This window comes from Streptomyces sp. NPDC034043 (assembly GCF_055575675.1).
Window position 1 is genome coordinate 336,709 of sequence record NZ_JBVISF010000001.1, and the last position, 20,360, is coordinate 357,068.

The 20,360-nt window shown below is 75.1% G+C and carries 17 protein-coding genes and 2 pseudogenes; 9 read left to right on the plus strand and 10 right to left on the minus strand.

Going from position 1 to position 20,360, the window contains the following annotated elements; genetic code table 11:
• Positions 1-280: 280 nt before the first annotated feature.
• Positions 281-1,432 carry a hypothetical protein gene (locus tag ACZ51S_RS01905; RefSeq protein ID WP_468801764.1) on the plus strand — a complete coding sequence of 384 codons (1,152 nt, stop codon included), beginning with the start codon at positions 281-283 and terminating at the stop codon, positions 1,430-1,432.
• A 142-nt stretch (positions 1,433-1,574) separates the two neighbouring features.
• Here the strand turns inward: ACZ51S_RS01905 and ACZ51S_RS01910 are convergent.
• Both ACZ51S_RS01910 and ACZ51S_RS01915 read right to left on the minus strand, forming a co-directional pair.
• Positions 1,575-2,482, minus strand: a pseudogene (locus tag ACZ51S_RS01910) (ADP-ribosylglycohydrolase family protein).
• 8 nt (positions 2,483-2,490) lie between these two features.
• On the minus strand, positions 2,491-3,093 hold the full coding sequence (locus ACZ51S_RS01915; RefSeq protein WP_468959278.1) for a TetR/AcrR family transcriptional regulator: 603 nt from the start codon (positions 3,091-3,093) through the stop codon (positions 2,491-2,493).
• Between the two features lie 236 nt (positions 3,094-3,329).
• Here ACZ51S_RS01915 and ACZ51S_RS01920 point away from each other — a divergent pair.
• A pseudogene (locus ACZ51S_RS01920) lies at positions 3,330-4,358 on the plus strand (FAD-dependent oxidoreductase); the annotation flags it as partial.
• Between the two features lie 58 nt (positions 4,359-4,416).
• Here ACZ51S_RS01920 and ACZ51S_RS01925 read toward each other — a convergent pair.
• On the minus strand, positions 4,417-4,941 hold the full coding sequence (locus ACZ51S_RS01925; RefSeq protein WP_468959280.1) for a hypothetical protein: 525 nt from the start codon (positions 4,939-4,941) through the stop codon (positions 4,417-4,419).
• A 107-nt stretch (positions 4,942-5,048) separates the two neighbouring features.
• Positions 5,049-5,522: a VOC family protein gene (locus tag ACZ51S_RS01930; protein WP_468476183.1), complete on the minus strand. Its 474-nt coding sequence runs from the start codon at positions 5,520-5,522 to the stop codon at positions 5,049-5,051.
• Positions 5,523-5,650: 128 nt separating this feature from the next.
• Here ACZ51S_RS01930 and ACZ51S_RS01935 point away from each other — a divergent pair, with 128 nt between their 5' ends.
• The 3 genes from ACZ51S_RS01935 (at position 5,651) to ACZ51S_RS01945 (ending at position 8,444) form a co-directional block, all read left to right on the plus strand.
• Positions 5,651-6,166, plus strand: coding sequence for a hypothetical protein (locus ACZ51S_RS01935; RefSeq protein ID WP_388937486.1), 516 nt, complete (start codon positions 5,651-5,653; stop codon positions 6,164-6,166).
• A gap of 90 nt (positions 6,167-6,256) precedes the next feature.
• Positions 6,257-7,882 carry an apolipoprotein N-acyltransferase gene (gene lnt / locus ACZ51S_RS01940; protein WP_468959282.1) on the plus strand — a complete coding sequence of 542 codons (1,626 nt, stop codon included), beginning with the start codon at positions 6,257-6,259 and terminating at the stop codon, positions 7,880-7,882.
• Positions 7,883-7,919: 37 nt separating this feature from the next.
• Positions 7,920-8,444, plus strand: a complete 525-nt coding sequence (locus tag ACZ51S_RS01945; protein WP_468476185.1) for an NUDIX hydrolase — start codon at positions 7,920-7,922, stop codon at positions 8,442-8,444.
• Here the strand turns inward: ACZ51S_RS01945 and ACZ51S_RS01950 are convergent.
• Positions 8,423-9,193 carry a trypsin-like serine peptidase gene (locus ACZ51S_RS01950; RefSeq protein ID WP_468476186.1) on the minus strand — a complete coding sequence of 257 codons (771 nt, stop codon included), beginning with the start codon at positions 9,191-9,193 and terminating at the stop codon, positions 8,423-8,425. The genes ACZ51S_RS01945 and ACZ51S_RS01950 overlap by 22 nt on opposite strands.
• Before the next feature lie 291 nt (positions 9,194-9,484).
• On the opposite strand from ACZ51S_RS01950, the gene ACZ51S_RS01955 reads away from it, so the two are divergent.
• On the plus strand, positions 9,485-10,774 hold the full coding sequence (locus ACZ51S_RS01955) for an ATP-binding protein (RefSeq protein WP_388936679.1): 1,290 nt from the start codon (positions 9,485-9,487) through the stop codon (positions 10,772-10,774).
• Positions 10,775-10,935: 161 nt separating this feature from the next.
• On the opposite strand, the gene ACZ51S_RS01960 is transcribed toward ACZ51S_RS01955, so the two are convergent.
• The 5 genes from ACZ51S_RS01960 to ACZ51S_RS01980 all read right to left on the minus strand — a co-directional run bounded on the left by ACZ51S_RS01960 (position 10,936) and on the right by ACZ51S_RS01980 (position 16,231).
• Positions 10,936-11,550, minus strand: a complete 615-nt coding sequence (locus ACZ51S_RS01960; protein ID WP_468885285.1) for a hypothetical protein — start codon at positions 11,548-11,550, stop codon at positions 10,936-10,938.
• On the minus strand, positions 11,547-13,169 hold the full coding sequence (locus ACZ51S_RS01965; RefSeq protein ID WP_468959284.1) for a serine/threonine-protein kinase: 1,623 nt from the start codon (positions 13,167-13,169) through the stop codon (positions 11,547-11,549). Before ACZ51S_RS01965 ends, ACZ51S_RS01960 begins: the two co-directional genes overlap by 4 nt.
• Before the next feature lie 145 nt (positions 13,170-13,314).
• Positions 13,315-14,571, minus strand: coding sequence for a Tm-1-like ATP-binding domain-containing protein (locus tag ACZ51S_RS01970; RefSeq protein ID WP_468476189.1), 1,257 nt, complete (start codon positions 14,569-14,571; stop codon positions 13,315-13,317).
• A gap of 48 nt (positions 14,572-14,619) precedes the next feature.
• Entirely contained in the window at positions 14,620-15,114 is a 495-nt protein-coding gene (locus tag ACZ51S_RS01975) for an NUDIX hydrolase (protein WP_468476190.1), read from the minus strand.
• A gap of 73 nt (positions 15,115-15,187) precedes the next feature.
• A complete protein-coding gene (locus ACZ51S_RS01980) occupies positions 15,188-16,231 on the minus strand; it encodes a cation diffusion facilitator family transporter (RefSeq protein ID WP_468476191.1) in 1,044 nt (347 codons plus the stop codon).
• A 160-nt stretch (positions 16,232-16,391) separates the two neighbouring features.
• Between ACZ51S_RS01980 and ACZ51S_RS01985 the strand changes: the two genes are divergently transcribed.
• From ACZ51S_RS01985 to ACZ51S_RS01995, 3 genes are read left to right on the plus strand one after another with little or no spacing between them, the layout of a single operon-like run.
• The gene (locus ACZ51S_RS01985; RefSeq protein ID WP_468959287.1) at positions 16,392-18,752 is read left to right on the plus strand and encodes an FHA domain-containing protein; all 2,361 of its coding nucleotides are present in this window, start codon (positions 16,392-16,394) and stop codon (positions 18,750-18,752) included.
• A gap of 8 nt (positions 18,753-18,760) precedes the next feature.
• The gene (locus ACZ51S_RS01990; RefSeq protein ID WP_468801773.1) at positions 18,761-19,381 is read left to right on the plus strand and encodes a hypothetical protein; all 621 of its coding nucleotides are present in this window, start codon (positions 18,761-18,763) and stop codon (positions 19,379-19,381) included.
• Positions 19,381-20,340, plus strand: a complete 960-nt coding sequence (locus ACZ51S_RS01995; protein WP_468801774.1) for a serine/threonine-protein kinase — start codon at positions 19,381-19,383, stop codon at positions 20,338-20,340. Before ACZ51S_RS01990 ends, ACZ51S_RS01995 begins: the two co-directional genes overlap by 1 nt.
• The last annotated feature ends 20 nt before the right edge of the window (positions 20,341-20,360 follow it).

Below are 20,360 nucleotides of genomic sequence, written 5' to 3' on the forward strand. Positions count from 1 at the left end.
CCGGATCGGTGGGCACGCGTGAAGGGAAACTGTCGACCGATGCGCGCCGGCCCCGGCGGCCGGAGCCCCCTGACGGGGCGGACGGCGAAAGGCGGTTACGCGGGGCGGCCCGGGCTCGCATACTGGGCCTGTGATTGCCTATGCCAAGCACCTTCCCGCCGGGGTGATACCGGCAAGTGATGTGCGGACATGGGGCGTCGAGGAGTCCGAGCGCTGGCGCAAGGCCCGGACCCCGGTCATCTTCGCTCCTTGTGCGGGGAGTTGGATTCTCGCCGTCCTGGTGACCGTCTCACTCGTGCTGGCCCTCCGTGACGGGGGGCCGGCCGGTCCAGTGGGCACGTCGTGGCGGTTCTATCCGGCGGCGGTGCTGCTGGTGGCCCTGCCCCTGTGGTACCGGTTCCTGCCCGGCGCGGCCGCCGTGGCCGCCGCCGTGCTCGTGGCGGAGTCGGCCGCCGCCCTGTCACGGGGCCCGGCGGCCGTCCTCGTGTGTCTCCTGGCCTCCTGGGCGCTGGCCGGGTCGCTGCTGCGGCTGTGGGCCCGGCGCCGGCAGGAGCGGCTGTTCCTCGACGCCGCCGGAGCGGCCCGCTTCCCGCTTCCCGAGCGGATGCCGCACGGCCAGGAGGGGCGCGGCAACAGGCGGATCATGGGCGGGGGCCTCCTCTGCCTGTTCGCCGTCGTCGTCCTCGTGGACGGCCTCCTCGACGACCTCGGGACCGGCCCCGGCGACCATCCCTACGACGCCGTCGGCCAGCAGTGCCTGGCCCTGGTCCTGGTGGTGCTCGGGAGCACCCTCCTGGGCCGGGGCTGGGCCGCCGACCGGGCCACGCGCCGCCTGTACGCCGGGAACCAGCCGGTGCGGGTCGTCGGCGTACGGATCTCCCCCTCGGGGCACTTCTGGCTGCTGCCGGACGCCGACGACACGACGGGCCGGCCCCTGGCCTGCTACCGCCCCCGGGACGGGGACACCCTCGAGGGCTCGCGCCTGCTGGCCGCGGGGACGGCGGGCCTGCCCCGGGACGGGCTGCACGACATCGACGCCCGCGCCGAACCCTTCGAGGCGCTGCTCCAGGGGGTGCCGTACGAGGGCGGCGAGGTCATCCTGGAGTACGCCGTGCACGAGGGCTACGGCGGCATCACCGGCCAGGTCGCGGGCGTGTCCCTGCAGCCCCGCCGCCGGCACGGGCTCGGCCCCTGGAACCCGGCCGGGTCCTCCTACCGCGCGTCCGCCGAGGGAAGGCGGAAGCGGGACGAGGAACGCCGCAGGGAGCAGGAGCGGCTGCTGAAACAGGCCTCCCGCAGTACGACGAAGGCGCAGCGGGCCACGGCCTCCGGGACCGCCGGCACCACCGGGGCGGGCAGCTCCGGCAGCTCCAGCAGCTGCGGGGGCGGCTGCGGAGGAGGTGGCGGCTGCGGGGGCTGCGGCTGCGGCTGACCCGGGCTCCCCGGCGGGACGCCGCCCGTCCGGGGGTGCGGCGGCCGGTCCGCAACCGCCACCCGGGCGCGCCGGACCGGCGGGCGGCGGCGGGCCTCAGCCTGTCCCCGCGAGCCGCCGAGCCAGGTCGGGCCGGCGGGCCTCAGCCCGTTCCCGCGAGGCGCCGGGCCAGGTCACGCAGCGCTTCGGCGTCCAGGACCCGGTCGCCGAAGCCGGGCAGCGGCACGTGCAGCGGGCCCGTCACCGTTCCGGGACCGCCGCCTGCCCGTACACGGCGCCGGCCAGGGTCCCGGTCACGGCGGCGACCGTGTCGGTGTCGCCGCCCAGGTCCACGGCGGCCCGCACGGCTTCCGCGAACCCGCCGGCCGTGCGCAGGGCCCACACCGCCGAGCCCAGGCAGGGCCACACCGCCCCGTTGAACTCGGTGGCCAGCCCCGGATGCCAGTCGGGGGCGAGCACACGGGCGTACCGGTCGCGATGGTCCGGGTGCACCGCCTCCAGCGCCTCCGGGAGCGCGTCCAGCGGATCACCGCCGTCCAGGGCCACCCGTACGAGCTCGTGCAGGAGGGCGGTGCCCTCCCAGGCGGCCCGGTCGCCGTGCGTGAGGGTCGCGATCCGCCGGGCCGCGTCCATGGAGGCCTCCCGGCCGGCGGCCGCGAAGTACACCGCCGAGCCGGCGGCCCGCATGAGGGAACCATTGCCCGCGGCCCGGGCGTTGACCTGGAAGTGGTGGGCGGCGGCCAGATCCCAGGGCAGACCGTTGGACAGCACGTCCTCGGTCTGGAGCCCGATGTCCTTGGGCTGCCCGGCGGCCCACCGCTGGAAGCGGCCGAAGATGTCGGGGAGTTCGAGCCCGCCGTGCTCCAGCAGGGACTCGGCGACGAGGACCGCCATCTGGGTGTCGTCCGTCGCCTCGCCCGGATCCCAGCCGCCGCCCCCGCGCATCTCGGCGCCCCGCGCGCTCAGTTGCCCCGCGGGCCCGAACTCGTACGGAGCCCCCAGCGCGTCACCCGCGGCCGAGCCCAGTACGGCGCCCACGGCGCGGTCCAGCCGGGTCGTCACCGGGCCTCCTCGCCGCGCACCCCGGGGCACACGGAGGCCAGCAGGCCGCGCGTGAAGCCGTCGAGGTCGTCGAGCCCGGCCGCGGCCAGCGCGTCCGGGGTTCCCGCCAGCAGGTGCGGGATCGCGCCGTGCAGGGAGAGGGTGAGGGTGCGGGCCTGCTCCGCCCCGGCCGGGAGGCCGGCTCCGGCCAGCAGGGCCCGGTACGCGGCGAAGTCCCCGGCGGCGATCGGGTCCAGCAGCCCGGCCAGCCAGGGCCGCCGGGTGGCTTCGGTCCGCAGCTCCAGGTAGGCCAGCAGGCGCGGCCGCCCCGGCCCGGCCACGTCCCGCATCAGGCCGGCCAGCAGCGCCGCCAGCCCCGCCCGGTCCGAGGGCCCCGGCCCGGCTGCCGCCGGCGCGGCGGTCAGGGCCCGGTACTGCTCCAGGCAGCGCTCGGCCACGGCCCGCAGGAGCGCGTCGCGGGTCGGGAAGTAGTTCTTGGCCGTGCCCAGCGGCACGCCCGCGGCCGCGTCGACGGCCCGATGGGTGAGCCCGCGCCCACCCGCCTCGGCCAGCACCGCGATGGCCGCGTCGCGCAGCCGGTCCCTCCGGTCCTGATTCACCTTGCCAGGATAACCACAGGCGTGGTACCACGAATGATGTACCACGCCTGTGGTGGTGTGGCCCTGCTCTGTACGTCCGACGGATCGAAGGGCACGTCATGGCGAACGACCGGAACGACCGGAACGACCGGAACGGCAAGACCGACCGGAAGGGCAAGGCCGACCGGAACGGCTAGGACGGGGAGCGTGCCGACAACGCCTCCGGGAACGGCCGGGGCCGCCGGAGCGGCGCCCCCGGCACGGCCGTCGTCGTCGGCGCCGGCGTCGGCGGACTCGCCACCGCGACCGGACTCCGCTGCGCGGGCTGGTCCGTGCGCGTCCTGGAAGGCCGTACCGCCCCGGAGCGCTACGGCACCGCCTTCGGCATCCACCCCACCGCCCAGTCCGCCCTGGACCGGCTCGGCCTGGGCGAAGCCCTCGCGCGGGCGCTGCCCTACCGCCGGGCCCACATCCGGCGTCCGGACGGCAGGGTGCTCGCCGCCCTCCCGCTCGAACGCGTCGAGCGCAAGGCGGGCCGCCCGGAACTGCTCGTCTCCCGGCCGCACCTGATCGACGAGCTCCTCACCGCGCTCGGCCGGCTCGGCGGTACGGACGTCGAGTACGGGCGGCGCCTCACCGATCCCCGCGCCCTCGACGCCGACCTCGTCGTCGGCGCCGACGGCATCAACAGCACCGTCCGCACCGCCCACTTCGGCACCCGCAGCGGAGTGCGCGCCATCGGCACCGTCGCCTGGATCGGCATCGCGGACTTCGAGACCGCGGTCCACGGGGAGACCTGGGGTGACGGGCGCTTTTTTGGAATCACCCCCGTCGAGCCCGGCCGCACCAACTGGTACGCCGCCGTCCCCGAGGCCACCACCGCCGACGGGCTGAGGGCTGCCTTCGAGGGCTGGCACGACCCGGTCCCGCGCCTGCTCGCCGAGACCGACCCCGCCGGCTGGATCCGGTACGAGATGCGCCACCTCCACCCGGCGCTCCCCGCCTTCGTCACAGCCGGCCGGATCGCCCTGGTCGGCGACGCCGCGCACGCCATGACCCCGAACCTGGGCCAGGGCGCCTGCACCGCCCTCCTCGACGCCGAGGCCCTCACCCGGGCCGTCGCCGCCCACGGCCGAACCGGTCTGCCCGCCGCCCTGCGCGCGTACGACGCGGAGCGCCGCCGCAGCGCCCAGCGCGTGGCCCTCGGCTCGCGGGCCCTGCACCGCTTCGTGACGATCCGCCGCCCGGCCCTGCGCGACGCCCTGACCGCCCTCCTGCCCGTCTGACCTGTCCGGCGGGCCGGTGACGGACCTCTCCGCCCAGTCGGTGAGCCCGTGGCGCGGCTCATGGGGCGAAGAGCGGCTCGTAGGGGTGTCCCTCTGGCGTGTAGATCAGAACGAAGTCTTCCCCCAGCCGGGTGGCCACCTCCCTCAGGCGGGCCAGGGCCTCTGTCTGACGCGGTAGGTCGAGGCCGAGGGCTGCGGCGGCGCGGTCTCTCCGGGGCACGAGGTCCGGCACGTCCTCCAGATGGTCAGCCGCAAGCCGGCGACTCTCCTCGTCCGTGAACGCCCGGCAGTCACGCCGCCAAGGGACGGCCAGCAGCAGCCGCACCAGCTCGGGCAGGCCGATGGCGATCAGAGCGGCACCGCCTTCGGAGTCGGCATAGAGGACGGGACGTTCTTCGCCGCCTTCACCGCAGAAGAAGTACGTGCCGCCGGCACCGTCGCCTGCGAAGCCCTCGAGCGCGGCGCCCGAGGCGAGGTGCACTTCTTCGACGTGGTCGCCCCGGTCCAGGTCGAAGTCACCCGGCCAAGCGAGAAAACGGGCAGCGTCTTCCTGCTCACGGACGGCAGCGATCAACGATTCCATGGCCGCAGCCTATGGTCCGCACCTTCTGGGGCCGGAGCCCGGGCGTTCCCCGGAAGGGCCGCGGAGCTGATCCTTTCGGACCGGCCCGCACGACCGTCGGCACCCGCTCAGGCCGCCGCCGCCCGTGCGGCCAGTTCCTCCCCGGAGACGTCCTCCAGGTGGGTCAGGAACACCCACACGTGCCCGGACGGGTCGCGGAGGACGGCGGTGCGGTCCCCGTGGAACTGGTCCGCCGGTGCCTGGAGCAGTTCCGCTCCGGCCGCCACGGCCGTCCGTACGAGGGCGTCCACGTCCGGGACGTACACGTGCAGGGCCGTCGAGGTGCCGCCGAGCGAGGCGGGGGAGGCGAAGTGGCCCTCGGCCGCGTCGCCGAGCATCAGCACCGCCCCGCCGACCCGGATCTCGGCGTGCAGCACCCCACCGCCCGGGGCGGGGAGGCGGAACTCCTCGACGGCCCCGAAGGCCCGCGTGTAGAAGGAGAGCGCCTCGGGCGCGTCGGCGACCATGATGTGCGGGACCACCGCCATGCGGTAGCGCTCGGGAGCCGCGGAAGTCGTCTCGTGGTACGTCTGGTTCGTCATGTGCACGACCGTAGAACCTCAAGTTTGGTTGAGGTCAAGAGCGGGCAGGTACCAGCCCTCCCCGGCACGATGCGCCGAGTGGCGCAGAGGTGGTGGCGCTCATGCGGAAGCTGAGTACGCTGCTGCTCATGACGGGTCACCCCCCAGGTCCGCTCTGGACGGGCCGGGCCTCCAACCGGGTGCAGTGGCTGCTCGCCGCAGCCGGTGCGGCCTGTCTCGCACTGGGCGTGCAACTGGCCGTCGCCGGCTCCTGGACCGCCGGATTCGTCCCCCTGCTGATGTCCGTGGTCGGCTGCATCGCCGGCGGGCTGCTGATCCTCTACGGCACCCTGGCCTTCGTCCACGTGGCGGTCACCGTCGACGCGGAGGCCCTGGAAGTGCGCTGCGGCCACATAGGACTGCCCCGCCGCAAGATCCGGCTCGCGGAGGTGGCCTCCGCCGAGTTCTGCCCGCGCATCACCCCACAGCAGTGGGGCGGATGGGGCTACCGCTGGCGCCCCGAGAAGGGCACCGCCATCATCGTCCGGCGCGGCGAAGGGGTGGAGCTGCGGCTCGGCGACGGCAAGCTGTTCACGGTCACCGTCGACGACGCGGAGAACGCCGTCCGCGTCATCCGCACCCACCTGCGCACCCTCGCCCGCTAGACCCCGCCGCGCCGCCGGGGAGGCGCCCCCGGCCCGGTGGCGCGCGGTTGCTTACCGGTCCTCGGGGTGCGGGGACGTACACTCCGCCAAATGAGCAGCAGTGTCACCCGCGCCGCCGAGAGCGAGCCCTCGCAGCCCGCCGGACGAAGCGCAGCCGTCGCCCCGCCCGAAGCCGCCGACGGCCCCCGCCCGGGGCGGCGCAAGGGTGCCCGGCCGGCTCGGGCCGCCCTGGCCGCGCTCGCCGGTGTCCTGCTCTACCTCAGCTTCCCGCCCCGCCCCCTGTGGTGGGTGGCGCCCCTCGCCCTCGCGCTGCTCGCCGGCTGCCTGCGCGGGCGCCGCGCCCGGGCCGGCTTCGGCCTCGGCTTCCTCTTCGGCCTCGGTTTCCTGCTGCCGCTCCTGGTGTGGACCAGCGAGGGCGTCGGCCCGGTCCCCTGGATCGCGCTCGTCACCCTCGAGTCCCTCCTCATCGGCCTCACCTGCCTCGGCGTCGCCCTCGTCAGCCGGCTGCCGGGCCGGCCCCTGTGGGCCGCCGCCGTCTGGGTCGCCGGGGAGGCCCTGCGCGCCCGGGCGCCCTTCGGCGGCTTCTCCTGGGGCAAGCTCGCCTTCGGCCAGGCCGACGGTGTCTTCACCCCGCTCGCCGCCGTCGGCGGCACCCCGCTGCTCTCCTTCGGCGTCGCCCTGTGCGGTTTCGGCCTGTACGAGGGCCTGCGCATCGCCCGCCGGAACCCGACGCGCGGCGCCGCGGCCCTCGCCGCGCTCGCCGTCGCCGCCCCGGTCGGCGCGGCGCTCGCCGCCCGCCCGCTGGTCTCCGGCGCCGCCGAGGACGGTACGGCCGTGGCCGCCCTCATCCAGGGCAACGTGCCGCGCGCCGGACTCGACTTCAACGCCCAGCGCCGCCAGGTCCTCGACAACCACGCGAACCGCACCCTCCAGCTCGCCGCGGACGTCAAGGCCGGCCGCGTCCCGAAGCCCGACTTCGTCCTGTGGCCGGAGAACTCGTCCGACATCGACCCCTACACCCAGCCCGACGCCTACGCCGTCATCGACAACGCGGTCAAGGCCATCGGCGTGCCCGTAGCGATCGGCTCCGTACTGGCCCCCGAAACCGGACTCCTGCGCAACACGATGATCCTGTGGGACCCCGTCAAGGGCCCCACCGACACCTACGACAAGCGCAAGATCCAGCCCTTCGGCGAGCGCATCCCGATGCGCTCCTTCGTCCGGCTCTTCAGCTCCGACGTGGACCGCGTCCGCCGCGATTTCGGCCCCGGCAAGGAGCCGGGGGTCTTCGACATGGCGGGCAGCGGCATCGGCATGGTCACCTGCTACGAGGCCGCCTTCGACGACGCCGTCCACTCCACCGTGCGGGCCGGCGCCCAGGTCATCGCGGTGCCCAGCAACAACGCCACCTTCGGCCGGACCCAGATGACCTACCAGCAGCTGGCCATGGACCGGATCCGCGCCGTCGAGCACAGCCGGACCGTCCTCGTCCCCGTCACCAGCGGAGTCAGCGCGGTCATCCAGCCCGACGGGAAGGTCACGCGGCAGACGGAGATGTTCACCGCCGACGCCCTCGTCGCCGAGATCCCGCTGCGCTCCTCGCAGACCCCGGCCACCCGCCTGGGCACCCTGCCCGAGTACGCGCTGCTCCTGGTCGCGGCCGGCGGTCTCGGGGCGGTGCTGACCCGCCGGGTCCGCGCCCGCCGCGCCGCCTGACGACGGCGGCCGCGGCACGGCCCCGTAGGGTCGGGGCATGACCACGCCCGAGTTCATCCGCGAGATCAGGGAGAGCGGCGCCGGCCACAGGCTGCTCCTGCTGCCCGGCGTCACCGCCGTCGTCGTCGACGACCGGGGCCGGGTGCTGCTCGGGCGCAGGGCCGACAGCGGCAGGTGGTCGGTGATCGGCGGGATCGCCGAGCCGGGGGAGCAGCCCGCCGGGACGGCCGTGCGCGAGGTCTACGAGGAGACGGCCGTACGGTGCGTCCCCGAACGGGTGGTCCTCGTCCAGATGCTCCAGCCGGTCACCTACCCGAACGGCGACGTCTGCCAGTTCCAGGACATCACCTTCCGCTGCCGCGCCACCGGCGGCGAACCCCGTGCCGCCGACGGGGAGCTGCTGGAAGTGGCCTGGTTCGCCCCGGACGCCCTGCCGCCGCTGGAGCCCTTCGCGCTGGACCGGGTACGGCGCTCCCTGAGCGAGGACCCGACCTGGTTCGAGGACCCGAACCGGTGCGAGGCGCCGGCCGCGGGCGGGGATCAGCCGGCCGCCTCGCGGTAGAGCTCCCGGGCCGCACCGCCCAGGACGGCGCTGTACGAGACCTCCGGCACCGTGCCGCCGCCCTCGTGGCCGCCCAGCACCCCGGCCAGGGCGCCGTCCACCAGCCAGGGGCTGCCGCTGGTGCCGCCGCTGAGGGCGGGGCAGCCGATCCGGCGCTGGGTGGCCGAGAACAGGCTCGTCCCGTTGGTGCAGCGCAGCGGGGCGTCCTCGGTGCTCGGGTAGCCGACGACGGTCACCCTCACGTCCCGCGGCTGCCCGACGGCGACCGGGAAGCCGCCGACCACGTCCTCCACGGCGCCGGTCTCCGAGCCGTCCGCCGGGACGACCCTCGCGAAGGCGATGTCCGCGTCGGGGTCCTCGCCCACCGCCCAGCCCGGGGCCGTGTAGACGCCGGTTAGCCGCCACAGCCCGTACGGGGCCTCCCCGTCCCGGTAGCCCGGGGCGAAGACCGTGCTGTCCGGGTGGTCCAGGCAGTGTGCGGCGGTGGCGATCAGGTCGCGGCCGGTGCTGCGCACCACGGAAGCGGTGCAGAAGTGCCCGCCGTCCGTCCCGCCCGCGAACAGCGCGCCCACCCGGGCCGCCGTGGCGTCCGCGTCGGCCCGGACGGTGACGCCGGGCGGGGGCAGCGCCCCGGCCTCGGGGAGGTCCAGGCTCAGCAGGGCGGCCACCGTGGTCAGCGCGAGCGGGATCCGTGCCGCCCGAGGGGCGCGGGGGCGGCCGGCCGGTCGTGGGAGGGTGCCGGGGATCATGGTCCGAGCCTCCCCGGCGAACCTGTGCCCGGGGCCCGGTGGCCGCTGTGAATCCCCTGTGAATCCGGGCCGCCCGCGGCCGTATTCGGCGTCCCCGCCCGCCCCTCGTGCCGCACGCATGTCGGAAGCCCCGAAGGCGGCGGCGTCCCGGGCGGGCCGTTTCGGCGGAAGATCCAGTCTATGGACGCCGCGGCGGACTTCCGGCCCGGCTGTTGTGCACCGCGGTGCGTGAACGCCGGGCCCGCCCGCCCCTAGCCTCGCCGCAGGAGCACGAACGAGGGGCGGTACCCGGTGAACTGGCTCATCCACGACTACCGCGAGAGCGATCTCGCGGCGGTGGTCCATCTCATAGACACCACGGCCGAACTGGGCCAGGAGTCCGTGTTCTCGCTCGCCGAGTGCATCAGCGCGCTGACCGACCGGCAGCCCTGCGTCGTCGCCGTCCACCAGGGCGTCCCGATCGGCGCCGCCCTGGCCTGCGTGACCGGCGAACGCGCCTGGGTGATGCGGATCGCGATCGCCGCCGGATGGCGCGGCCGGGGCCTCGCCAGCGCCCTCCTCGTCGAACTGGAGCGCCGCCTGATCGCCGCCCGCGTCGGCCGGATCGCCTACGTGCTGCCCGAGGAGGACCTGCTCGGCGAGGGCCTGCTCAACGCCGGCTACACCCGGCAGCCCGCCGTCGCCTACTTCGAGAAGACCGAGCCGCTGCACGGACCCGCGGCAGGCCTCCTCGACGACCTCGGCGGCCGCTTCCTGCCCAACGACCTGTGGGCCAAGGTCGCCGGCATGGAGAAGGAGAAGGAACTCATCGAGCGGCGCGTGGTGCTCCCGCTCGCCGAGCCGGAGCGGGCCGCCGCCCACGGGGTGCGGCCGCCGCGCGCGATCACCCTCTTCGGGCCGCCCGGCACCGGCAAGACCACCTTCGCCCGGGCCATCGCCTCCCGGCTGGGCTGGCCCTTCGTGGAACTGCTGCCCTCACGCCTCGCCGACGAGGGCAACCTCGCCGCCGCGCTGCGCGTCGCCTTCGCCCGGATCGCCGAGCTGGAGCGGGTCCTCGTCTTCATCGACGAGGTCGAGGAGATCGCGCCCGTCCGCACCGAGCCGGCCCAGCCGGGCGGCATCCACGGGGTGACGAACGAGCTGCTCAAGCTGATCCCCGGCTTCCGGGAGGGCGACGAGCGGCTGCTCGTCTGCGCGACGAACTCCATCCGCTCCCTCGACCCGGCCTTCCTGCGGCCCGGCCGCTTCGACTACCTGATCCCGATCGGCACCCCGGACGCCGGGGCGCGCGCCGCGATCTGGTCGCGCTACACGGCCGGGCGGGCCGACGTGGACGTGGCGGCGCTGGTGGCGGCGACCGAGCTGTTCACCCCCGCCGACATCGAGCACGCCGCGCGGATCGCCGCGCAGGTGTCCTTCGAGCGGGACCTGGAGGCGGTGGGCGCGCGCGGTGCGGCGGCCGCACGGTTCGGCGCGACGACGGAGGACTACCTGGCGGCGGTGGCGCAGTCCAGGCCGACGGTCACCCCCGCGATCACGGGGGAGTTCCAGGCCGACATCACCGCGCACGCGCGGTTCTGAGGACCGTCCGGACGGGGCATCCGTCCGGACCGGGAGCCGTCCGGCGCCGTCCCGCCGGCCGCTTCCCACCGACTCCGTCCCCCGGTTGCGGCGGGGGACGGGAACGCGGATCGGCCCGCGGCGGCTCCCCGGAGCCGCCGCGGGCCGATCCGCGTTCACCGCTACCGGGGGCACCGGTAGGTGAAGTCGGCCGCCGCCGTCCTCCGCTCGGGCGAGAGCAGCTGGAGTTCGGCGCGCGCGGGGTAGCCGCCGGTTCCCCGGAAGGTCCACAGGAGGTGCAAGGTGGCCTCCTCGCGCCCGCCGGGCACCCGCTCCGTGAGCTCCTCCGACCGGGTGCCGTCGCTGCGGACCCAGCGGTAGGTGAGGGTTCCCGGGCGCCCGTTGGTGCGTACGACGGCCACCACATCGGCGGTCGCGTCGCACCCGGGCCCCCGCGGGTCGGTGGCCACCGACAGGTCCCGTACCTCGACGGCCGGCCCGAACCGCTGCCAGCCCAGGTAGCCGAGCACCGCGGCGAGCACCACGGCGGCCAGGGTGTACCGGCGCCAGCCGCCGCCCGGCCGCGCGGCCGGGCGGGGCGCGGGCGGCCCGGGGTGGACGGGGAACGGCGGGGCCATCGCCGCCGTCACCCCCGGCCCGAACCGCAGTACGGAACCCTCGACCCGGTCGGGCGCGGCGTCCGCCGGGGGCGGCGGACCGCTGAACCAGTGGCTGCCGAGCACGGTGGCGCTGTACTCGTCCTCATCGGGGCCCAGCGGGGCGCGCGGATCGCTCATCGTGGCGGCTCCTGGGTGGGCTCCTGGGTCTGGCAGCGGGCCAGCAGCTGGGAAGCGGAGGCCGAGCCGTTCCCCGCGGCGGGCCGGGTCGTGACCCGCACGCCGCCGTAGCATCCGTGGCCCCGGCTGAAGGTGTGGGCCTGGACCACCTGGGCGAGGGAGCCGGCCCGCACGACGACGGTGTCGGTGCCGTCGGGAACGGAGTACGAACCCGGCTTGCCGCCCAGGAACCACTCCAGTACGACGGTGACCGGCCCGCTGCCCTGGGCAGCCACCGAGACGGTGGCCTCGCCCCGGTAGACCCCGGGCTTGAGCGCGACGTCGACCTTGGTCACCCTCAGCGTGGGGGAGGGCGTCGGGGTCGGCCAGTGGGTCACCGTCGGCTTGGGCGTCGGGCTCGGCGACGGGCTCGCGCTCACCGGGTGCGACGGGGTGGGCGTCGGCGTCGGGGTCGGCGTGGCACCGGCCGACGGGGACGCCGACGGGCCCGCCGACGGCGACGCCGGGGCCGGGGCGGACGGCCCGGGCGCGGGCGACGCGGACCCGGGCGGTGCCGGGCTCGTCGTGGCGACGTCGCTGAGCGCCGAGGCCGCGGGCGGGGTGCCGCCGATCGCGTCCGTCGTGAGCACCAGCAGCGCGCCCAGCACCAGGGCCAGGCCCGTGGCCAGCCAGCCCCCGCGCCCGGGAGCCCAGCCGGCCCGGCCGACCGTGGTCGTCGCCACCGCCGTGGTGCCCGCCGCCGCGCCGGCCGCGGACGGGAACAGCAACGGCAGCAGGGCCGCCAGTGCTGCGAGCCTGCGCTGCCCGCGCTCCTCCCACTGGGGGCCGTAGGCAGCCACCGCCACCGCCTCCAGCTCCGCGACGAACGCCTCGGCGTTCTCCGGGCGTTGCTCCGGCCGCTTGGCCAGCCCCCGGCGGATGAGCGGGCGTACCGGCTCGGGGGCCTCGGTCTCCGGCACCGGGGCCTCGATGTGCTGGACGGCGAGCTCCGCGAAGCTCGCCCCGTCATACGGTTTGCGGCCGGTCAGCAGCTCGAAGAAGGTCGCGGTGGCCGCGTACACGTCGGCCGTCGGCGAGGCCGGCCGCCCCTGCCACTGCTCCGGGGCCATGTAGGCGGGGGTGCCCGCCACCCCCGGGGTGGTGTCCCGGCCCGCCGCGATGCCGAAGTCCACCAGCTTGGAGGAGCCATCGGGTGCGACCAGGACGTTCTCCGGCTTGTAGTCGCGGTGCACGACACCGGCCCGGTGGGCCGCGGCCAGCCCGAGCAGGGAGCCCTTCAGCACCACCAGCGCGGCCTCGGCGTCCGCCGGCCCCGACTCCCGCATCACCGCGCGCAGGGAGATCCCGTCGACCAGCTCCATCACGATCGCCGCGCCGCCCGGTGCCTCCACGTACTCGTACAGGCCCACCACGTACGGCGACACGAGCCCGCCCAGCAGCCGGGCCTCCGCGCGGAATTCCCGTACGAAGGCCGGGTCCTCGCGCATCCGCTCGCTGAGGTACTTCACCGCGACCGCGGTGCCCGTGGCGTCGTGGAGCGCGAGCACGACCCGGCCGCTGCCGCCCGCGCCGAGCTCCCGGACCTCGGTATAGCCGGGTACCGTCCACCCGTTGCCCATCCTGCGCCCCCGTCCGTGGCGTCGCCGGCCGCCCGCGGCGGCCGGCCGGTCGTCGAACCGGGCCGGCCGCCGCGGTCTGTTCCCTCCGGAGGACGGCTTTCCGCCACGGCCGGTTCCCCACCCCGCCGCGTGTCCCGGAGCGTGGTCAGGCCGCCGCCGCCACCGCCCCGATCATGGCGTGCAGCCGGTCGGCAGCCGCCCGCCCGAAGGACGGGTCGTTGATGTGGGTGTCGTAGTCGTAGAGCCGGGCCGCGCTGCCCCGCAGCCCCTCGCGCAGCGCCGAGAACAGCGCCAGGTCGGCGCCCGGGTCGTGGTACGGGCCGCCCGGCGCGCCGAGCGTGGACAGCCCGCGCAGCGGGAGGCACACCGCGGTCGGTCCGGTCGCCGCGCGGAGTTTGCCGGCCACCCTCCGCCCCAGCTCGGCGCATTCCGACTCGGTCGTACGGATCACCGTGATCGACGGGTTGTGGACGCGGACCCGGCGGTAGCGCACCCGTTCGGGCAGGGTCTCCATCGGGCCGAACTTCACCATGTCCAGCGCCCCCAGGCTCACCACCTGCGGAACCCCGGCCCGCCCCGCCGCGCTGAGCCGGTCGGGGCCGGCGCTCAGGATGCCCCCGCACAGGTCGTCGGCGAGTTCGCTCAGGGTCAGGTCCAGCACCCCCGCGAACGCCCCCTGCCCGGCGAGCGTCTCCAGGGTGCGGCCGCCCGCGCCGCTGACGTGGAAGACCAGGACCTCGTACCCCAGCTGCTCCAGCCGCTCCCGGGCCGCGTCCACCCCGGTCGTGGTCACCCCCGCCATGCTCGCGGCCACCAGCGGCCGCGAGCCGGCGCCCAGCCGGGCCGGCCGGCTGCGGTCCAGCACGGAACGCGCGAAGCCCTTCGCCATCCCGGCCATCGCCTCCGCCGCATTGGCCAGCACCGGTTCCGAGACGCTGTTGATCCCGGCGATGTCCACCACGCTGTACATCATGGTGATGTCCGCGGAACCCACGTAGGGGGACACGTCCCCGGACGCCATCGACGAGACCATCATCTTCGGCACGCCCAGCGGCAGCGCCCGCATCGCCCGCGTCGCGATGGAGGTGCCCCCGCTGCCCCCGATCGCGAGCACGCCGTGCAGGCGGCCCTCGGCGTGCAGGCGCAACAGGGTCGCCTCGGCGCCCCGGGCCATCGTGGTCACGGCCGCGCCCCGGTCGGCGGCCGTGCGCAGTTCCGGCAGTTCCGTGCCCGCCGCCCGCGCCACCTCCTCGCGCGGCACGTCCGCGGTCACCCGGGGCTCTCCCATGATCCCCGTGTCCACCAGCACCACTTCGACGCCGGCGCGCAGCAGCCTCTCGCGCAGCCAGCCGTACTCGACACCCTTGGTGTCCAGGGTTCCCACCAGCACGACGTTCGTCATAGGTGCAATGTCCACGGAGGTGGCGTTTGTTGGCAAGTAAAGGTCAGGTCAATCTGACAAGAGCACCATGAGACGGTCGAGAAAAGGAATTTGACTGACAATCAGTTTGGTGCGTGCGAGCGGGGGCGCGAACCAGGCCACCCGGTCCAGCTCGGGGAACTCCCGCTCGACGCCCGAGTGCGGCGGCCACTCCATGGTGAAGGTGCCCGGCACCGTCAGCGCGGGGTCGAGGTCCGCCTCCACGGCCCAGATGGTCACAAGCTTCCCGCTGCTCAGCCGCACGTCGCCCAGCGGCAGGTACTCCCCCTCCGGCGGAGGCAGCCCCAGCTCCTCGGTGAACTCCCGGCGGGCCGCGTCCCGGGGCGTCTCGTCCGGCCCGTACTCGCCCTTCGGGATCGCCCAGCCCCCGTCGTCCCGCCCGGCCCAGAGCGGACCGCCCATATGGCCGAGCAGCACCTCCACCCCGTTTCCGGTGGTCCGGCGGAACAGCAGCAGGCCGGCGCTCCGCCGGTACCTCTTCGCATCCGTCACGGGGCCATACATGCCCCGCCGAGCCCCGCTCAGTGCTCGGCCGCCGCCGGGCCGGCCGCAGCCGGCACGTGGCGCGGGCCGGCCGTCAGTGCGCGTGCGGCCCCTCGCGGTGCACCGGGCCGTGGGCGTCCGCGCAGTGCGGGTCCGCGCCGCCCGGCGCCTCGCCCGCCCGGCCGACCGACAGCAGGGCGTCCTGAACGTGGTCCACCTGCAAGGTGGTGTGGGTGATCCCGTACTCCTTCGCCAGCAGCAGCTCCAGCTCCCGCCGTACCGCGTGGCAGTCGCCCGCCGGCTCCACCAGCACGTGCGCGGACAGGGCCGCCTGCCCGGAGGTGATCGTCCAGATGTGCAGGTCGTGCACCTCGGTGACGGGCGCGTGGTGCACCAGGCGGTCGCCGACCGCGTCCGGGTCCACGTGCGCCGGCGCGGCCTCCAGGAAGATCCGGCCGGAATCGCGGACCAGCCCGTAGCCCGCCTTGACCATCAGCACCACCACGACCAGCGTGGCGATCGCGTCGGCCTGTACGAAGCCGGTCGTGAGCACGATCAGACCGGACACGGCCGTCCCGATGAAGGCGAACAGGTCGTTCAGGATGTGCTGGTAGGCGCCCTCCACCGCGAGCGAGGACCGGTTCGCCCGCGAGATGCACCAGGCCGCGCCGATGTTCACCACGATCCCCGCCAGCGCCGTCACCAGCACCAGCCCGCCCTCCACCGGAGGCGGATCCATCAGCCGCCGCACCGCCTCGTACGCCAGCCAGACCGCCAGCAGCAGCAGGGTCAGCCCGTTGGCCTGCGCGGAGAGTATCTCCGCACGCTTGAGGCCGTACGTGAAGCCGCCCCGCGCCGGGCGCGCCGCCAGCCGCATCGCGATCAGCGCGAGGACGATCGAGACGGCGTCCGTCAGCATGTGCGCGGCATCGGAGATCAGGGCCAGGGAGTGGGCCATCACGCCGATGACCACCTCCACGGCCATGAAGCCGCCGATCAGCCCGAGGGCGATCGCCAGCCAGCGGCGGTCCGCGTCCGCGCCGACACCGTGGCTGTGCCCGGCGTGCCCGTGGCCCGCGTGCCCGTGTCCGGTGTGGTCCGCCCCGGTGTCCTCGTGCGCGTGGTCGTGCCGACTCATGGCTTCCCCCGTCTGTTCGGTTCCGACGCGTGAAGTGAAGCGCACTGCGGCGAGATCGGCAAAGGCTGCAACGGGGACCGTTGTCATTCCCCATAAGAACCCTCTGACCTGGGGTGATGTCTCTTCTGCCGGTTGCGCCGGTTCATGGGAAAATCTGTTCATGGTCCAGCGGCCCGGTGCGGCGACCGCGCCCGAACTCGTCCTGGAAACCGCCACGGGCTCCACCCCCATCAGCCCGGGCCGGACCTACCACGTCGGCCGGGACCCCCTCTGCGAGATCTGCCTCGAGGACGCCCGCGTCTCCTGGCACCACGCCGTCCTGCGCCCCGAGGGGGACCACTGGACCGTCGAGGACGAGGGCAGCACCAACGGCACCTGGGCCGACGGCCACCGCGTCCACGAGTGGGCCGTCGGCCCCGGCAGCGAACTGCGGTTCGGGAGCGCGCAGGACGGCCCGCGCGCCGTCCTCACCACCCGTACGCCGCCCCCTGCCGCCGCCTCGCGCCCCTCCCGCGTCGCAGATCCGGCCATGACCGGAACCTTCCGCAGCCCCACCAGCATCCGGCCCCTGCCCGCCCGGACCACCGTCCGCATCGGCCGCGGCCCGGGCAACGACCTCGTCATCGACGACCTCGTCGTCTCCCGCCGGCACGCCGAACTGCGCGCCCTCGCCGACGGCAGCTACGAGATCGCCGACCTCGGCAGCCACAACGGCACCTACCTCAACGGCGCCCCCGTCGGACGCGCCCCCCTCACCGAGGGCGACATCGTCGGCATCGGCCACTCCGCCTTCTGCCTCGTCGGCGACCAGCTCCAGGAGTACACCGACACCGGCGAGGTCTCCCTCGACGTCCAGGACCTCGCCGTCGCCGTCGACCACGGCCGCAAGACCCTCCTCGACCACGTCTCCTTCCCGGTCGGCGTCACCTCCCTGCTCGCCGTCGTCGGCCCCAGCGGCGCCGGGAAGTCCACCCTCCTCGGCGCCCTCACCGGACTGCGCCCCGCCGACCACGGCACCGTCCTCTACGACGGCCGCGACCTCTACCGCGACTACGCCGAACTGCGCTCCCGCATCGGGCTCGTCCCCCAGGACGACATCCTGCACGCCCAGCTCACCGTCCGCCGCGCCCTCGCCTACGCCGCCGAACTGCGCTTCCCGCAGGACACCGCCAAGGCCGAACGGCTCGCCCGGGTCGACGAGGTCATCGACGGGCTCGGCCTGGAGCAGCGCGCCGACCAGCCCATCCACAGCCTCTCCGGCGGCCAGCGCAAACGCGTCTCCGTCGCCCTGGAACTGCTCACCAAGCCCTCCCTGCTCTTCCTCGACGAACCCACCTCCGGCCTCGACCCCGGCATGGACCGCTCCGTCATGCACATGCTGCGCGGCCTCGCCGACGACGGCCGCACCGTCATCGTGGTCACCCACAGCGTCCTCAGCCTCGACGTCTGCGACCGGCTCCTCGTCCTCGCCCCCGGCGGCCGCGTCGCCTGGTACGGACCGCCCGGGGAAACCCTCGGCTTCTTCGGCTTCGACCAGTGGCCCGAGGCCTTCGAGGCCTTCGAGAACCAGCGCGACCGCGACTGGGCGGGCGAGTACGAGGCCTCGCCCCAGTACCGCGCGTACGTGGCGGGCGCCCTCCGCCGCCCTCCGCCCCCGGACACCGGGGCGCCCGGCCCGGCCGGCTTCGCCGCCCCTCCGCCGAAGGCGCAGAGCCGGCGCTCCCAGCTCTCCACCCTGATCCGCCGGTACGCCACCGCGCTCAGCGCCGACCGCACCTTCCTCGCCATCATGATCGCGCTGCCGTTCGTGATGGGCGCCATGGCCCGCGCCCTGGCCGGCAGCGCCCTCACCCGGGAGACCGCGATCAACGCCCTGCTCATCCTGTGCGTCGGCGGCGTCCTGACCGGAGCCGCCAACGCGGTCCGCGAACTCGTCAAGGAACGCGTCATCTACCAGCGTGAACGCGCCGTCGGACTGTCCAGATCCGCCTACCTGCTGTCGAAGGTGGCGGTACTCGGCGCGATCACCGTGGCCCAGGCCGTCGTCCTGACGCTCGTCGGCCTCTTCGGCGTGCGGCTCGGACCGCCCGGCGCCACCGGGGTCTTCCTGCCGCGGCTCGCCGAGATCACCCTCGCCGTCGCCCTGCTGTCCTTCACCGCCATGATGCTCGGCCTCCTGGTCTCCGCCCTGGTCAGGAAGGAAGAGGTCACCATGCCGCTGCTGGTCCTCCTGGCCATCGTGCAGGTGGTCTTCTGCGGGGCGCTCCTCCAGCTCGACGGTGTGCCGGTGATCGGCCAGCTGGCCTGGCTGGTGCCCTCCCGCTGGGCGCTCGGCGCGATGGCCGGCACCATCGACCTCGGCGGGATCGTGCCCGGCACCCTCACCGACGACCCGCTCTTCGCCCCCTCCCCCGGGGTCTGGCTGCTGGACGTCGGCATGCTGGCCGCCCTGTCCCTGCTCTTCGGACTCCTGGTCGCACGGCTGCTGAGGCGGCACGAACCCGCCGTGATGCGGAAGTAGGCCCGGCGATGACCGACTCCCCGGAGCCCGGCGCCGGCTTCCGCCCCACGCACGTGGTCCCGCAGGACGGGCTGCCCGCCTGGGAGGCCCCGGACGTCTCCCGGCCCACCACCGCCCTGGACCCCTTCCTCCCCGTCCGGCTGCTGTCCCGGCACGGCGAATGGGGGGAGATCGAGTGCGCCAACGGCTGGACCGCCTGGGTCGACGGACGGCTGCTCGTCGCCGTGCCCCGGCCACCGCCGACCGCCGGCCGCTCCCTGGAGCGGACCGAGGACCCCGGACCGCTCCTCACCCGCACGGCCGACGCCCTGGAACGCTACCGGCGGGCCCTGCGGGAGACCGCCCCCGGCGCCACCGCCGGCGACGGCTTCCGGCAGGCCGTGGAGGGCCTGCGCGCCGGGATCGTGATCGACGGCGAGTCCGTATGGGTGTACGAGGAGGCGGCGGGACGGTGGGTGTACGCCGACGGGAGCCGACTGACCACCTACGCGGTCGTCTCGGAACCGAGTGCCCCGCCCGCGCCCGGGCCGGCGCGGCGGGAGACGGACACCGGGGAACGTGCCGGCGTACGCGAGGAACCGCACGAGCCCACGCGCGTCGCGGACCGGCCCGACGGAGGAGGCCGCTGATGGGGGACACCGCCTCGCCCGTGGGACGGGCCTCGGAACTGACCGGCAGGCGGTTCGCCGGGTACCTCGTCGAGGACGAGATCGGGCGCGGCGGGATGGCGGTCGTCTACCGCGCCCGGGACCTGCGCCTGGACCGGACGGTCGCGCTGAAGCTGCTGGCCCCCCAGCTGGCCCTGAACGACACCTTCCGGCAGCGGTTCGCCCACGAGTCGAAGGTCGCGGCAGCCATCGACCACCCGCACATCGTTCCCGTCTTCGAGGCGGGCGAGACCGACGGCCTCCTCTACATCGCCATGCGCTACGTCGCCGGACAGGACCTGCGGGCCCTGCTGGACCGCACGGGCCCGCTGCCCGTCGAGGCGGCGGCCCGGATCGCCGGCCAGGTGGCCTCCGCGCTCGACGCCGCGCACGCCCACGACCTGGTGCACCGGGACGTGAAGCCCGGCAACGTCCTGATCGCCGAGGGCACCGACAGCGAACACCCCGAGCACGCCTACCTCACCGACTTCGGCCTCACGAAGAGGTCCCTGTCGCTCACCGGCTTCACCAGCGTCGGACAGTTCGTCGGGACCCTGGACTACGTGGCGCCCGAGCAGATCGCCGGGAAACCGGTCGACGGGCGCTGCGACGTGTACAGCCTCGGCTGCGTCGTCCACGAGATGCTGACCGGCGGCCCGCCGTTCCGGCGGGAGGACGACATGGCCCTGCTCTGGGCCCACCAGTACGATCCGCCGCCCCCCGCCCGCGAGCGCCGCCCGGAGCTGCCGGCCGCGGTGGACGAGGTGCTGGCCAAGGCCCTCGCGAAGTCGCCCGGTGAGCGGTGGGGGACCTGCCTGGAGTTCACCGGCGCGCTGCGCCGGGCGGGTGCCGGAGCGCCCCGGGCGCACGGGCCGGGCCCGGACGGGGCCCCGCCGCCCCCGCCGCCGCGATGGGCGCTGCCGGTGTTCCGGGGCAGGTAGGACGGGGTGCGGGGACCGGG

Coding starts and splice junctions, on each gene's coding strand:
- ACZ51S_RS01925 (WP_468959280.1), bottom strand. CDS start 4,941: ATGGAATCGTTGATCGCTGCCGTCCGTGAGCAGGAAGACGCTGCCCGT.
- ACZ51S_RS01930 (WP_468476183.1), bottom strand. CDS start 5,522: ATGACGAACCAGACGTACCACGAGACGACTTCCGCGGCTCCCGAGCGC.
- ACZ51S_RS01935 (WP_388937486.1), top strand. CDS start 5,651: ATGACGGGTCACCCCCCAGGTCCGCTCTGGACGGGCCGGGCCTCCAAC.
- lnt (WP_468959282.1), top strand. CDS start 6,257: ATGAGCAGCAGTGTCACCCGCGCCGCCGAGAGCGAGCCCTCGCAGCCC.
- ACZ51S_RS01945 (WP_468476185.1), top strand. CDS start 7,920: ATGACCACGCCCGAGTTCATCCGCGAGATCAGGGAGAGCGGCGCCGGC.
- ACZ51S_RS01950 (WP_468476186.1), bottom strand. CDS start 9,193: ATGATCCCCGGCACCCTCCCACGACCGGCCGGCCGCCCCCGCGCCCCT.
- ACZ51S_RS01960 (WP_468885285.1), bottom strand. CDS start 11,550: ATGAGCGATCCGCGCGCCCCGCTGGGCCCCGATGAGGACGAGTACAGC.
- ACZ51S_RS01965 (WP_468959284.1), bottom strand. CDS start 13,169: ATGGGCAACGGGTGGACGGTACCCGGCTATACCGAGGTCCGGGAGCTC.
- ACZ51S_RS01970 (WP_468476189.1), bottom strand. CDS start 14,571: ATGACGAACGTCGTGCTGGTGGGAACCCTGGACACCAAGGGTGTCGAG.
- ACZ51S_RS01975 (WP_468476190.1), bottom strand. CDS start 15,114: ATGTATGGCCCCGTGACGGATGCGAAGAGGTACCGGCGGAGCGCCGGC.
- ACZ51S_RS01980 (WP_468476191.1), bottom strand. CDS start 16,231: ATGAGTCGGCACGACCACGCGCACGAGGACACCGGGGCGGACCACACC.
- ACZ51S_RS01985 (WP_468959287.1), top strand. CDS start 16,392: ATGGTCCAGCGGCCCGGTGCGGCGACCGCGCCCGAACTCGTCCTGGAA.
- ACZ51S_RS01990 (WP_468801773.1), top strand. CDS start 18,761: ATGACCGACTCCCCGGAGCCCGGCGCCGGCTTCCGCCCCACGCACGTG.
- ACZ51S_RS01995 (WP_468801774.1), top strand. CDS start 19,381: ATGGGGGACACCGCCTCGCCCGTGGGACGGGCCTCGGAACTGACCGGC.